Raw genomic sequence first — 12,855 nt, forward strand, 5'->3', positions numbered from 1 at the left:
TTTAAGGAGCTTAATGTGAGCCGCGCCCTGTTCGATGAAATGAGACGCCGCATGGAGCACTTTCGTCGCTCCGAGCAAAAGGTTGCGCGGTTCGTACTGCGCAACCCAGACGAGGTCATCCATATGCGGATTGTCGACCTCGCAACAGAGGCTAAAGTTAGCGAACCCACCGTTGTACGCTTTTGTCGCGCACTCGGCTGTAACGGGTTCCAGGACTTTAAACTCCAACTTGCCCAGATGCTGGCCAGTGGTAGTCAGTTTGCCCAGTTCTCTATGAACGATAGCGACTCGGTTGCCGAGTTTTCCCACAGCATTTTCGACTCCACCGTGGGCACACTTTTATCGGTGCGCGACCGGCTTGATAATGATGCCCTCGGGCGTGCGGTCAACGCTCTCGCCATGGCAAACCGCGTTGAGTTCTATGGCTTTGGGGCCTCCGGTGCCGTGGCTTTCGATGCCCAGCACAAGTTCTTCCGCCTGCAGATATCGACCTCCGCTTATGCTGACCCGCATATGCAAAATATGTCGGCGGTCACGCTAAAAGAGGGTGATGTCGTGGTCGCCATCTCACAAACAGGCCGTACCAAAGCACTGGTCGCTAGCGTTCGCTTGGCGCGCGAAGCAGGCGCTACCGTTATTGGCCTGTGCCCGAGTGACTCACCGCTGGCCGGCGAAGTGAGTCTGCCGCTGTATATCGATGTGCATGAAGATACCGAAATCTACACGCCGCTTAGCTCACGAATCGCCCATTTGGTGCTTATCGACGTCCTCGCCGTCGGCGTTGCCAAAACGCGCGGTCCGAAGTTGGCTGAGCAGTTGAAAGCCGTCAAGAAGAGCCTGAATACGCTGCGTTTTCCTGAAGAGCCGTAGTTGCCCATTCGACTGTATGCACAGCCAGTTCGCTGGCTGTGCTAAACTGGCCGCCCATTTTTCGAACCGGCAGCGGCTTATATGGACGACGTCACGGCGATACTTGATCAGCTTAACCCTGCCCAGCGCGAAGCGGTAAGCGCGCCTCAGGGTAACTTACTGGTACTGGCGGGTGCCGGGTCCGGTAAAACCCGCGTGCTGGTTCATCGCATTGCTTGGCTAATGCAGGCCGAAGGGCTTTCGCCCTATGCCCTGCTGGCGGTCACGTTTACCAACAAGGCCGCGCGGGAAATGCGCACTCGTCTGGAAGCGCTGCTGAGCATCTCCATGCGCCATGTCTGGGTCGGCACGTTTCACTCTATCGCTCACCGCCTACTGCGCACTCACTGGCAGGATGCTCGGCTACCACAGCACTTCCAAATCATCGACTCCGATGACCAGTTACGGCTGGTAAAACGGATGCTCAAAGATTATTCCATCGATGATGAGCGCTTCCCGCCCCGCCAAGTGCAAGGCTTTATCTCTGGCTGCAAAGAGGAAGGACTTCGCCCCCACCAAGTAAACGTGGACGGCGATGGTTATCTTGGCCAGATGGTAGAGCTTTATGAGCGCTACCAATTTATCTGCGAACGCGGCGGCCTAGTGGACTTCGGTGAACTGCTACTGCGCAGCCTAGAACTGTTGCGTGACAACCCGCCGTTGCTAAATCATTACCGCGAGCGCTTTGGTCATGTATTAGTCGATGAGTTTCAGGACACCAATACGCTGCAATACGCGTGGTTAAAACTACTCACTGGGCTGCAAACACCCATGACCGCCGTCGGTGACGATGATCAGTCAATTTACGGTTGGCGTGGCGCCAAAGTGGAAAATATTCGCCGCTTTGAGGAGGAGTTTCCTAACACTCACACCGTACGCCTAGAGCAGAACTACCGCTCCACAAGCGCGATTCTGGAGGCCGCTAACACGCTGATCAGTCATAACAGCGAGCGGCTGGGTAAAAACCTATGGACTGATGGTGTCGAAGGCGACCCTATTTCTGTTTACGCCGGGTTTAACGACTTAGAAGAAGCCCGCTATATCGTCGATACCATCAAAGAAAAGGTCGATGAAGGGTTTAATCGCCGCGACGTTGCCATTCTTTACCGCTCCAATGCTCAATCGCGCTTACTGGAAGAGACGCTGATCCGCCAAGGTATGCCCTACCGTATTTACGGAGGGCATCGCTTCTATGAGCGCTTAGAGATCAAAAATGCCCTAGCGTACCTGCGACTACTGCTTAATCGTGATGACGATGCCTCTCTGGAACGTGTGATTAACGTGCCCACCCGCGGGATTGGCACCCGCACGGTAGAGATTGTGCGCCATCGCGCCCGAGAGCAAAGCATTTCACTGTGGCAGGCGCTGCACGATGCCATTCAAGACGGCACGCTAAAAGGCCGTGCAGCCAACGCGGTGCAGACATTTGCCAACCTCATTGAGCAATTAGACAACGATGCATCTGGCCTGCCGCTGCATGAAATTATCGACCACATCACCACTCATACTGGCCTGATCGAGCATCACAAAAGCGAGCGCGGCGAAAAAGGCCAGGCGCGCGTGGAAAACCTGGAAGAACTGGTGACTGCTGCGCGCGCCTTTACCCATGGCGATGCTTTCGAAACCCCGGAGGCAGGCGAAGGCATGGCAGCGCTGGAAGCGTTTCTATCCGAAGCGGCGCTTAATGCAGGCGACCATGAAGCCGATGAGTTTGAAGATAGCGTGCAGCTGATGACCCTGCACTCTGCTAAGGGCTTGGAGTTTCCCATAGTCTTTATTACCGGTGTTGAAGAGGGCCTATTTCCTCATAAAATGTCGATCGAAGAGCCAGGGCGGCTCGAAGAGGAAAGACGACTTTGCTATGTCGGCGTTACCCGTGCGATGCAGAAACTCTACCTGACCCATGCTGAAACTCGCCGCCTGCACGGCAAAGAAGTGTTCCCCAGGCCATCGCGCTTTCTACGCGAACTGCCGCCTCATCTGTTGGAAGAAGTCCGCCTACGTGGTCATATTTCCCGTCCCGTTACCGCTTCACGCTCAAGTTTTGCGCAGCAGCGTGTTGAAAGCGACGGCGACCTGCCTGCCCTGCATGTTGGCCAGCGGGTAATGCATCCGGTGTTTGGCGAAGGCATCATTCTTAATGCGGAGGGCGAAGGGGCCCGCGCCCGCGTACAGGTCAGCTTTGAAGGTGAAGGGGTGAAATGGCTCGTGCTAGGGTTTGCCAAACTCGCCCCTCTTTGAGTGGCGTTAACGTAAGCGTAAAGCTGTAGGCGAGCACTTGCCCACTAAAACCTGCTTAGCGCATACTGGCTGATGGACACTGCGCTCACTGCGCGTTAATAAAAAAACATCAGATAATTTCGGAGTTATGCCCGCCATGCAACGCCGCCAATTTCTAAAAACCGCCGGCTTCGGTGCCGCCGGTGTCGCTGCTGCACCTTTTGTTTCCACTGCTAGCGCCAACGAAACCTATACCTGGGATATGGTGACCTCCTGGCCGAAAAACTTCCCAGCGCTTGGCACAGGTGCCAATGACTTCGCGCGCCGGGTCGAGCAGCTCTCCAATGGCCGCATGCGCATACGTGTACACGGTGCTGGTGAACTTGTGCCTGCACTTGAAGTGTTTGATGCGGTCGCTGCGGGTACTGCAGAGATGGGGCATTCCGCATCCTACTACTGGCGCGGCAAGGTCGCGGCCTCACAGTTTTTCACCGCTGTGCCGTTTGGTATGAACACCACCGAAATGAATGCGTGGCTGTATCACGGAGGCGGTCAGGAACTGTGGGATGAAATCTACGCCAACCACAACCTTAAGCCTTTCGCTGTCGGTAATACCGGCACGCAAATGGGCGGCTGGTTCAAAAAAGAGATTAACTCCCTAGACGATATGCAGGGCCTAAAACTTCGCTTGCCAGGCCTTGCTGGCGAAGCGATGAACGGCATTGGCGTCAGTACCGTCACTATGGCAGGCTCAGAAATTTTCACCTCGCTGCAAACCGGCGCACTTGATGCAGCGGACTGGGTCGGGCCTTACAATGATATGGCGTTTGGCCTTCACCAAGTGGCGGATTACTACTACACCTCCGCATGGAACGAGCCGACAGCCGTGCTGGAAGGCACTGTCAATTTAGACGCTTGGAATTCCCTGCCAGAAGATCTGCAAGACGTTATCCGTGAAGCCGCACGGGCCTCTAATCTCGCCATGATCAGTGAATTTGCCTACCGTAATGCTCAGGCGCTTGAAACACTAGTCGATGAACACGGTGTTCAACTGCGCACCTTCCCAGAAGACGTGATGGCAGCGCTGTATGAATCTTCAAAAGAGGCGATCCAACGCCAAGTAGACAATGACGAAGAGTCTCGCCGCGTTTATGACTCTTACTCAGCCTTCCAGAAATTGGTGCGTCCGTTCAGTGATGTAGGCGAATACGCTTACCTGAAAAACCGCGATAATGTCGGCGCCTAGAAATTCCGCCATCTTTTAGTAGCGACACAAAGAAGGGCGCCGAGGCGCCCTTTTGCGATGTTAATGGTCAACCAATCTCTCAGCTATGCACCGCACGGATACGCCCATTATCATCCAACGCCACCATAACAAAGCGCGCTTCGGTCACTTTTTGTCGCTCTTCCAAGTGACGGCCTTGAGGTGGGCGCACCCATACCTCAACATCAATCTTAATCGAGCTATGGCCTATTTCCTGCACGCAGGTATAGACACTCACCATAGACCCCACGCGCACCGGGCTTAAAAAATCCATCGCTTCGATAGCCACGGTCGCTGTGCGACCGCCTGCCTCTCGGCCCGCAGCTAGCTCGGCGGCTTGATCCATCTGGTTAACTAACCAACCGCCCGGAATATCACCATAGAGATTGGTATCTTGCCGAGAAGCCAGTAACTTTAAGGTGAGCTGCCCCTGCGGAGCAGGTACATCGTCCAAATCGGTGTCCAGCGGTGTCATAAGGTGGTCGCTTCAAAAGGTTATTGTTGTGATGTTGCTGCATCGCAATAGGCTGGTAATAGTTAATCACAAGAGGGGTGTCGTTTGAAGCGTTACAATTTACGACGTGTGAGAAAACATCAACTGCTACTGCTTCTGACTGGCTGGCTTCTAATGGCGGGCAATCTTGCCTGGGGGCAGCCAACCTCGGTGAGCGGCACGTTAGGTGCCGTCGGTTCTGACACTATGGCAGGCTTAGTGCTGCGCTGGGGCGAAGCCTTAAGCGCCCGCCACCCGGATATCAACCTGCAATTTCAGGCCGGCGGCTCAGCCAGCGCGCCGACTGCCTTAGTGGCTGGCACCACCCGCCTAGGGCCGATGTCACGCCCCATGACCCATGCAGAACGCCAGCAGTTTATTGACCGCTACGGTTATCCACCGCTTGAGCTTCGTGTTGCTCGGGACGCATTAGTGGTGGTGGTACATCGCCATAACCCATTGGATACCCTGACACTCCAACAAGTTGATGCGATTTTTTCAACTAGCCTCGCTTGCGGTGCTCCCCACCCCATCCGGCGCTGGAGTACGCTGGTACCGGCGACGGATTGGCCTTATGGCCAAATAGCCCTGCATGGTCGTAACCTAGCGTCAGGTACCCATGGCCTCTTTCAGGAAAGAGCCCTGTGCGATGGCGAGTTTCGCCTAGATATCAGTGAACACCCAGGTTCATCGGCGGTCATTGCTGCGGTAGGAGAGTCCTTCAATGCTATGGGCTATGCAGGCTATAACCATTTAAATCCGATGGTGCGCGCACTGCGCCTAGTAGATGAATCCGGCACAGCCGTTGCGCCCAACGAACGCTCGATTCAGCAAGGAAAGTACCCATTATCACGCGATCTCTATCTTTACGTGAACCTGCCACCCAGCGAGTCATTGCCGCCCGTGGAGCAAGCCTTTCTGACACTTATCTTTTCGGAAGAGGGTCAGCAGATTGTCAAAGCAGCTGGCTTTGTGCCGCTACCCAATCAGCTGCGTGATGCTCAGCGCCAACACCCGTGAACTGTCATTTAATTGTCATAAATAAACGATAGGGTAAGGAGACTCGACCATGCATGCTTATTTTCGTGATGGCTTTCGCTTTTCTATGATGTCGACATGACTCTTCCCCGGCTACCCTTTTCGCGTCAGCCGCTGCGCCATATACAAGACCGACTTGCTACCGGGCTTATCACTGCCGGTGGTATTGGTGTTTTGTTGGCAATTTTAGCTATTGGCGTCTTCCTTGTATGGGAAACGCTACCGCTGCTCGCCTTTGGCGACACGTTCAGCCTCGCTAAACTCTCTCCTCTTGCCTGGGGCACGTTAAAAGCCGCGCTGGCTGCTATGCTATTCGCAACGCCCATTGCCCTAGGCGCGGCAATGTACTCTGCGCTATTTATGTCAGCACGGCTCCGTAGCCGTTTGAAGCCAACACTTGAGTTGATGGAAGCAGTGCCTGGCGTTGTCATCGGATTTATTGCCGGTTTATTACTCGCCCCCTGGGTGGAACGAAACCTGGCCAGTGCCTTGATGATCATTATTTGGCTACCTCTTAGTGCAGCCTTAGCGGGATATCTATGGTATCGGACGGCCGCTCACGTTCGCCAACAACTACCGCTTTCGTGGGCAGGCTTATGGCTTATTCCCTGGTTGGCTGGCATGGCTGTACTGGCAATATGGATTGCTCCCATCATTGAACAACACTGGCTTGGCGGCGACCTGCGACGCTTGCTTGATCAACGTTACGGCCTTGATTACGCCACCCGAAATGCATTGATTGTGGGTATTGCGATGGGATTTGCGGTGATTCCCAGTATTTATTCGCTCGCGGAAGATGCACTTGCCGATGTTCCCCCTACCTTAATGGAAGGTGCTCAAGCGCTAGGCGCTAGCCGCTGGCAAGCACTGTGGAAAGTTGCCCTACCCATGGCAGGTCCTGGAGTCTTTTCAGCGGTGATGATTGGCGCTGGCCGCGCCGTGGGCGAAACCATGATTGTGTTAATGGCCAGCGGTAACACCGCGCTCTTTAGTGCCAGTCCGTTTGAAGGGTTACGTTCGCTATCAGCCTCTATCGCCATTGAGCTTCCCGAGGCTTCACCAGGCGGGCTGACCTATCACTTACTGATACTGGCGGCACTGGCCTTGTTCATTTTTACCTTTGTGGTGAACACGTTAGCTGAAATTGTCAGACAGAGATTGCGCCGACGCTATCAACGCTTAGGGAGCTCACTCTGATGCGTTGGCAGCGGGCTGTTTTTTCAAACGTTGGTTTTTTAAAAATGAGCGGCAGCGGGCTCTGGCCTTGGCTTTGTGCTGCCTGCGTGGCGCTTTCGTTATTAATGTTGGCAGCATTATTAACGCTGCTGACGATTCGGGGGTTAGGCCATTTTTGGCCAGCGCCATTAGAGGAAGTTACCCTCAAGTCAGGCGATATCGTCATTGGGCAGCCAGTTCGTGAAACGACGCTGCCCAAGGGAGCAGGGTCAGAACGGCTCTACTTCACTGGTAATCAGGATATTACAGGAAGCAACTGGCAGTGGATTACCATTGATGATATTAGCCAACAGGCCGAGCCAGCCGACCTTATCCGCTTAACGCGCACCCCATGGGGTGATTTTATAGGCCGTTTAATGACGGTGGAGAGTGGCGATCAACGGTTAACAGAACAAGCTGCCTGGACTTTCATCCATGATGCGCTTGCCTTACCCGTCAAGCAGCGGCCCCCTGGAACGTTAGTGCTAGCCACTGCCGATGGCCAAATACTTCGACAGCCGCTGGCAAGTGTTACCTACTTTCAATCACCAAATGCCATGTCCTGGGGACAAAAAACCATCGCCTGGGGGCAACGCATCTGGCAATTTCTAAGTGAAGGGCCACGCGCCGCAAATACTGGCGGAGGTGTCTGGCCAGCCATTTTTGGCACCGTCTTAATGGTCATTCTGATGTCAGTGATCGTTACTCCGTTTGGGGTTCTCGCGGCTATTTACTTAAACGAAATCGCTCACCAAAACCGCCTAACACGCTTAGTTCGCATTGGAGTACGCAACTTGGCAGGCGTGCCCTCAATTGTTTATGGCGTGTTTGGCCTTGGCGTATTTGTATACGGAGTAGGCGGTTCTATCGACAGCTGGTTTTTTAGCGATGAACTGCCCTCACCCACATTTGGAACCGGCGGCCTTCTTTGGGCCTCGCTAACACTTGCCTTGCTCACGTTACCTGTAGTGATTGTCGCTACCGAAGAAGGGCTAGCACGCATACCCGATGCCCAGCGGGAAGGCGCCGTTGCGCTGGGTGCGACACGCTTGGAAATGTTGACGCGGGTGGTGTTGCCCATGGCAACGCCCGCCATGCTAACGGGGATGATTTTAGCCGTCGCCAGAGCCGCGGGCGAAGTGGCGCCGCTAATGCTAGTGGGCGTCGCCAAGCTAGCGCCGCAAATGCCTGTAGATGGTGAGTTTCCCTACCTTCATCTAGAGCGCAAGTTTATGCACCTCGGCTATCATTTATTTGATACCGCCTTTCATGGTGAAGATGTGCAGGCCGCAATTCCGCTGGTTTTCGCCACCGCACTGCTGCTGGTGTTAATCGTACTCGTGCTTAATCTAACTGCCATATTTCTGCGTCATTATCTAAGGCGTCAGCGAGGAAACGAATGTTAGCGTCTTTATCGTCCAACAAAGCGGCTCTCGCGCCCGTGACGCATTTTCCTGCCGAACAGCGCTGCTTGAGCATTGCAAAATTTCACCTCGCTTATGCGGGGAAAATGGCGTTGCGCGATCTAACATTAGACCTACCACGCCACCGTGTAACGGCCTTTATTGGCCCTTCAGGCTGTGGAAAGTCAACGCTGCTACGCGCGATTAATCGACTGCACGACCTTAATGAATCGGTAACACACAGTGGCCATATTCAGCTTGAAGGTCAGGATATTCATGCCCCGGACATGAATGTTACCGAGTTGCGACGGCGCGTTGGGATGGTGTTTCAAACACCCAACCCTTTCCCTATGTCAATTTATGAAAACGTGGCCTTTGGCCTGCGTTTACAGCAACGCTTACCCAAGCGGAAGCGGGACGACATTATCGAATGGGCACTTACATCGGCAGCACTGTGGGATGAGGTTAAAGATCGTCTGCACCGCTCGGCTTGGCAGCTATCTGGCGGCCAGCAGCAGCGCTTGGTCATTGCTCGTACGCTTGCCGTACAGCCGGATGTACTGCTACTCGATGAACCAGCGTCAGCCTTAGACCCGATCTCGACGCTGAAAATTGAAGAGCTGATTCGTAACCTTAAATCACAGCTAACGCTTGTGCTGGTTACCCACAATATGCAGCAAGCCGCGCGGGTTTCTGACTACACGGCTTTTTTGCAGCACGGTGAACTCGTTGAGTACGGGCCAACGGATCAAGTGTTCACCAACCCGCGTTTACAACGCACCGAAAACTACATCACCGGCCGCATCACCTAGGCCCCAAAGACATCACGTCAGGAGTGCTCAATGGATATTACGAGCGATAGCCACAGCCAACATATCTCTCGCCAGTTCAACCAAGAGCTGGAGGAGCTAAAAACCCACCTGATGGCCATGGGCGGTCTGGTGGAAAAACAAGTGCAAGATGCTGTTTTTGCGCTACTGGAAGGTGACAGCCGTCTTGCTGAGAAAGTGCGCGACAATGACCGCCAAGTGAACGACCTGCAACTGCAAATTGACGATGAATGTACGCGGGTATTAGCGCGTCGTCAGCCAGCGGCTTCCGATTTGCGCTTAGTGCTGGCGGTTATTCGCGCAACGTCTGACCTTGAGCGTATTGGCGATGAAGCCAGCAAAATTGCTCGAAATGCGCTGCTGTTAAGCGAAAATAGTGGCAACATTCGCGGTTTAGTGGAAGTACGCCATATCAGCGAGCATGTACGTAAAATGCTTCGCGATGCACTTACCGCTTTTGCTCGTTTTGATACCGATCTTGCAATGCAAGTTGTGCGCGAAGATGAGTTCGTTGACGACGAGTATGGTAGCGCCATGCGCTCGCTGATGACCTTTATGATGGAAGATTCACGTTCGATTAGCTCCGTACTTAGCATTATGTGGGTGCTACGTGCCTTAGAACGCGTGGGTGATCATGCCAACAACCTGGCGGAGTACGTTGTCTACTTGGTCAAAGGGTTAGATATTCGCCATAGCGATCCCGACGCGATCGACCCGCAGGTACTTAAAAAATCTTGACCTAGCACGCGATTCCTCCTGCAATACGCCCAGATATCCCCTCTGGGCGTTTTTTCTAAGGAGCAAACATGTTGGATGCGATGACAGCGCTGAGCCGAGGCACTCGTTTGGTATACCAGAAAGGTCTGCGGCGCTATATTTTCCTACCCATCGTGGTCAATATAATCGTTTATGCCAGCATGCTCAGTTTCGTGGTCAACCGCTTTTCTGGTTGGCTAGACAGTGCTATGACAATGGTACCAAGCTGGCTTGAGTGGCTCTCATGGCTAATCTGGCCACTGTTTTTTATCAGCCTGCTGCTGGTGATCTTTTTTACCTTCACCCTGGTCACCCACTTAATCGCCGCACCTTTCTATGGTTTTTTAGCAGCGAAGGTAGAACGTCAAGCGACAGGGCGTGAACCCCTGGATGACCGTGGGCTCGCTAAAACCGCTGTCGATGCCTTGGGTCGCGAGCTAGTCAAACTCGGCTATATCCTGCCACGCATGGTCATACTGTTTATTATTAGCTGGATACCCGGCCTAAACCTGATAGCTCCTGTTTTGTGGATCCTTTTTTCCGCGTGGATCATGGCAATCACTTATTTAGATTATCCTATGGATAACAATAAGATAACGTTTCGCGATATGCGGACACGACTATCGCAACGGTGGTGGCCAAGTCTCACCTACGGCGGGTTGATTATGCTAGTGACCTGGATCCCTCTCGCCAACCTGTTCTTAATTCCCGGTGCAGTGGCAGGCGCCGTATTAATGTGGGACGACCACTACCGCGGCACGCGCGACATTACGCCTCATCGCTGATGGCTTAATCGCTATAACGCTGACACAACCTATTTGTTACCTTAAGGTTGTTTGGCTGCACTATTATTCTCAAGATTAAGCATAAGCCTTGTTAAGAAGATAAGGCCCCTAAAAGGAATACGACCATGCTGACCCGCGCACTCTGGTTGACGGCTCTCCTCACTGGCTCAATCTCTCTCGCGTCGGCTCACGACGTTCAAACCGACCAGTTAAGGATCGCTCATCCTTTTGCCACGCCAACCCCCCCAGGTGTGGCAAATGGTGCCGCTTATCTGGATATTACGGCTCATACAGAGTCCGTCACACTGGTCAGCGCGCAGACACCTGTGAGCGAAAGTGTTGAGCTACATGATATGCAGATGGAAGGCGATATGATGAAAATGCGCCACGTCAGTGCTATCGAAATCGCTAAAGACGAAACGCTGACAATGCGCCCGGGTGGCGGTTATCACTTAATGCTAATGGGATTACACCAGCCACTGGAAGAAGGTGACCGGTTTCCAATCACACTCGAATTTGCCCAGCAAGACGATATTGAAATAGAAGTTTGGGTTCAAAGCGCCCAAGAAGGAAGCAACGCGGCTGATCGCCATCATCAGCATTAACGGGATCAATCGATAATCGTCTTAACCATAAAAACCCCGTCAAAGCGGGGTTTTTACTAAAAAACTTATTTGTCACTCACTTTTAACCACAGCCTTCTTTACCAGCGTGTACTGCTACCCTCTTCACGGTTGAGTTCTTCAGCGTGATATCCTGCTCTATCTTTAGCTTTAGAGTCATCATCGGTTGTGCTGGAACGGCTTGAGGGAGTGTATATCAGAGTATTGTCATTGTCGTTAATCAGATCCTTAGCTGAATAGGTCGCAGGGCCCGATGTGTTACGAGATTGAGGCTGAATAATTTCTTGGTTATCAGCACGCTCTTGGTTCAACTCAATGGAAGATTGCGCAAATGCCATTGGGCTTGCGATAAGGCCCAGCGAGAGGCCCAAAACTGAAGTATTTTTAACAAATGATTTCAACAACATAAATAAAAGCTCCTTACTACATGGAGCAACCGACAATGTAATGATACAAGGTACCCTTTTTTGCCAGTCGCTGAACGTGTCATCTGAATAATTGCATTTCTAATACCAAGAAACAGTGGGCAATGTAACAATGATTATACTATACACAAAAAATTAGACCCCACCGAAGTGGGGTCTTGAGCACTCTTAGTATCGCGATACGTAACGCTAGCTTCCTATCCGTTTGAGGGGCTCCAACCTTGGAATTAACCCTAACTAGCGTGTTGACCGTCGAAAGATTCAATCCTTGAATCTAGGAGCATCCATGCGATTTGACATCCTTGCCTCTGAATAGCTCATCCATAAGCGTAAGAGTTATAATACCTTTTGAAAAGATATGTAACCAAAGTTAATGTTACATGCCGCTATTTTCTTCAGGCAACTCATCTGTGCTGTCATAGCCGGACTCTGAATCGTCCTGGCTCGTTGAACTAGGATTCATGTCGCTGGCGTTATCACCTTCGTCATGGGTCAAATCTTGGCTGTCATAATCACTTGAATCTGTTGTGCTTCCAGGCTGAGAATCGACAGGCTGTTCATCTGGGGAAATATTGTTTGCTGGATCCGCTGGCTCTTGAGCAAATACCGCAGGGCTAGCAACCAGACCAAACGCTACACTTAAAATACCAGCTTTCTTGAGTAATTCCTTGGACATCATATTCCATCTCCTCGATCGCTGTTCAATACTGCTAAATGGTAAGAAAGACTGCCTTTCGGCTTACCAGTTCCTGTGGTTTTCTCTCTTATCTAAGACACTGCATATGCCATGCCAAAAAGCAAAAAATAATAAAAAAAACGTTAATAAACATTAATTTATATATTTTAAGAAATAAATAAGACGTTTAGAATCTTTCAACTTAGGCAGGAAAAGTG

At 52.3% G+C, this 12,855-nt stretch carries 13 protein-coding genes; 10 read left to right on the forward strand and 3 right to left on the reverse strand.

The window, feature by feature from the left end; all coding sequences use genetic code 11:
- Positions 1–15 precede the first annotated feature (15 nt).
- The 3 genes from hexR to ACN06F_RS17875 all read left to right on the forward strand — a co-directional run bounded on the left by hexR (position 16) and on the right by ACN06F_RS17875 (position 4,375).
- Positions 16–870 carry a transcriptional regulator HexR gene (hexR, locus tag ACN06F_RS17865; protein WP_038479662.1) on the forward strand — a complete coding sequence of 285 codons (855 nt, stop codon included), beginning with the start codon at positions 16–18 and terminating at the stop codon, positions 868–870.
- A gap of 81 nt (positions 871–951) precedes the next feature.
- Positions 952–3,150, forward strand: coding sequence for a DNA helicase II (uvrD, locus tag ACN06F_RS17870; protein WP_433924443.1), 2,199 nt, complete (start codon positions 952–954; stop codon positions 3,148–3,150).
- A gap of 136 nt (positions 3,151–3,286) precedes the next feature.
- The gene (locus tag ACN06F_RS17875) at positions 3,287–4,375 is read left to right on the forward strand and encodes a TRAP transporter substrate-binding protein (protein ID WP_038479672.1); all 1,089 of its coding nucleotides are present in this window, start codon (positions 3,287–3,289) and stop codon (positions 4,373–4,375) included.
- A gap of 79 nt (positions 4,376–4,454) precedes the next feature.
- Here the strand turns inward: ACN06F_RS17875 and ACN06F_RS17880 are convergent, their stop codons facing one another.
- Positions 4,455–4,868 (reverse strand): acyl-CoA thioesterase, encoded by a 414-nt coding sequence (locus ACN06F_RS17880; protein ID WP_038479674.1) that lies wholly within the window; start codon positions 4,866–4,868, stop codon positions 4,455–4,457.
- Between the two features lie 84 nt (positions 4,869–4,952).
- On the opposite strand from ACN06F_RS17880, the gene ACN06F_RS17885 reads away from it, so the two are divergent.
- The 7 genes from ACN06F_RS17885 (at position 4,953) to ACN06F_RS17915 (ending at position 11,518) form a co-directional block, all read left to right on the forward strand.
- Positions 4,953–5,906: a PstS family phosphate ABC transporter substrate-binding protein gene (locus ACN06F_RS17885; RefSeq protein WP_433924444.1), complete on the forward strand. Its 954-nt coding sequence runs from the start codon at positions 4,953–4,955 to the stop codon at positions 5,904–5,906.
- Between the two features lie 96 nt (positions 5,907–6,002).
- The gene (locus ACN06F_RS17890; RefSeq protein ID WP_433924445.1) at positions 6,003–7,121 is read left to right on the forward strand and encodes an ABC transporter permease subunit; all 1,119 of its coding nucleotides are present in this window, start codon (positions 6,003–6,005) and stop codon (positions 7,119–7,121) included.
- On the forward strand, positions 7,121–8,545 hold the full coding sequence (pstA, locus tag ACN06F_RS17895; RefSeq protein ID WP_038479680.1) for a phosphate ABC transporter permease PstA: 1,425 nt from the start codon (positions 7,121–7,123) through the stop codon (positions 8,543–8,545). The genes ACN06F_RS17890 and pstA overlap by 1 nt, the downstream gene beginning before the upstream one ends.
- Entirely contained in the window at positions 8,539–9,354 is an 816-nt protein-coding gene (gene pstB, locus ACN06F_RS17900) for a phosphate ABC transporter ATP-binding protein PstB (RefSeq protein WP_038479682.1), read from the forward strand. Before pstA ends, pstB begins: the two co-directional genes overlap by 7 nt.
- 30 nt (positions 9,355–9,384) lie before the next feature.
- Complete coding sequence (gene phoU / locus ACN06F_RS17905) at positions 9,385–10,110, forward strand: phosphate signaling complex protein PhoU (RefSeq protein WP_038479685.1); 726 nt, start codon at positions 9,385–9,387, stop codon at positions 10,108–10,110.
- 68 nt (positions 10,111–10,178) lie between these two features.
- Positions 10,179–10,913 carry a sulfate transporter CysZ gene (gene cysZ / locus ACN06F_RS17910; RefSeq protein WP_038479688.1) on the forward strand — a complete coding sequence of 245 codons (735 nt, stop codon included), beginning with the start codon at positions 10,179–10,181 and terminating at the stop codon, positions 10,911–10,913.
- Positions 10,914–11,038: 125 nt separating this feature from the next.
- Positions 11,039–11,518 (forward strand): copper chaperone PCu(A)C, encoded by a 480-nt coding sequence (locus tag ACN06F_RS17915; RefSeq protein ID WP_095603395.1) that lies wholly within the window; start codon positions 11,039–11,041, stop codon positions 11,516–11,518.
- A 98-nt stretch (positions 11,519–11,616) separates the two neighbouring features.
- Here the strand turns inward: ACN06F_RS17915 and ACN06F_RS17920 are convergent, their stop codons facing one another.
- Both ACN06F_RS17920 and ACN06F_RS17925 read right to left on the reverse strand, forming a co-directional pair.
- Positions 11,617–11,943 carry a hypothetical protein gene (locus ACN06F_RS17920; protein ID WP_038479694.1) on the reverse strand — a complete coding sequence of 109 codons (327 nt, stop codon included), beginning with the start codon at positions 11,941–11,943 and terminating at the stop codon, positions 11,617–11,619.
- Between the two features lie 394 nt (positions 11,944–12,337).
- Positions 12,338–12,640: a hypothetical protein gene (locus tag ACN06F_RS17925; RefSeq protein ID WP_038479698.1), complete on the reverse strand. Its 303-nt coding sequence runs from the start codon at positions 12,638–12,640 to the stop codon at positions 12,338–12,340.
- Between the last annotated feature and the right edge of the window lie 215 nt (positions 12,641–12,855).

The sequence above is a fragment of the Vreelandella sp. 21 genome (assembly GCF_050995515.1).
GTDB lineage: Bacteria > Pseudomonadota > Gammaproteobacteria > Pseudomonadales > Halomonadaceae > Vreelandella > Vreelandella alkaliphila.

Bases quoted from the DNA above. Each gene is read 5' to 3' on its own strand.
- cysZ (WP_038479688.1), top strand. From the start codon at position 10,179: ATGTTGGATGCGATGACAGCGCTGAGCCGAGGCACTCGTTTGGTATAC.
- pstA (WP_038479680.1), top strand. From the start codon at position 7,121: ATGCGTTGGCAGCGGGCTGTTTTTTCAAACGTTGGTTTTTTAAAAATG.
- ACN06F_RS17925 (WP_038479698.1), bottom strand. From the start codon at position 12,640: ATGATGTCCAAGGAATTACTCAAGAAAGCTGGTATTTTAAGTGTAGCG.
- uvrD (WP_433924443.1), top strand. From the start codon at position 952: ATGGACGACGTCACGGCGATACTTGATCAGCTTAACCCTGCCCAGCGC.
- ACN06F_RS17920 (WP_038479694.1), bottom strand. From the start codon at position 11,943: ATGTTGTTGAAATCATTTGTTAAAAATACTTCAGTTTTGGGCCTCTCG.
- ACN06F_RS17890 (WP_433924445.1), top strand. From the start codon at position 6,003: ATGACTCTTCCCCGGCTACCCTTTTCGCGTCAGCCGCTGCGCCATATA.
- ACN06F_RS17880 (WP_038479674.1), bottom strand. From the start codon at position 4,868: ATGACACCGCTGGACACCGATTTGGACGATGTACCTGCTCCGCAGGGG.
- ACN06F_RS17875 (WP_038479672.1), top strand. From the start codon at position 3,287: ATGCAACGCCGCCAATTTCTAAAAACCGCCGGCTTCGGTGCCGCCGGT.
- phoU (WP_038479685.1), top strand. From the start codon at position 9,385: ATGGATATTACGAGCGATAGCCACAGCCAACATATCTCTCGCCAGTTC.
- ACN06F_RS17915 (WP_095603395.1), top strand. From the start codon at position 11,039: ATGCTGACCCGCGCACTCTGGTTGACGGCTCTCCTCACTGGCTCAATC.
- pstB (WP_038479682.1), top strand. From the start codon at position 8,539: ATGTTAGCGTCTTTATCGTCCAACAAAGCGGCTCTCGCGCCCGTGACG.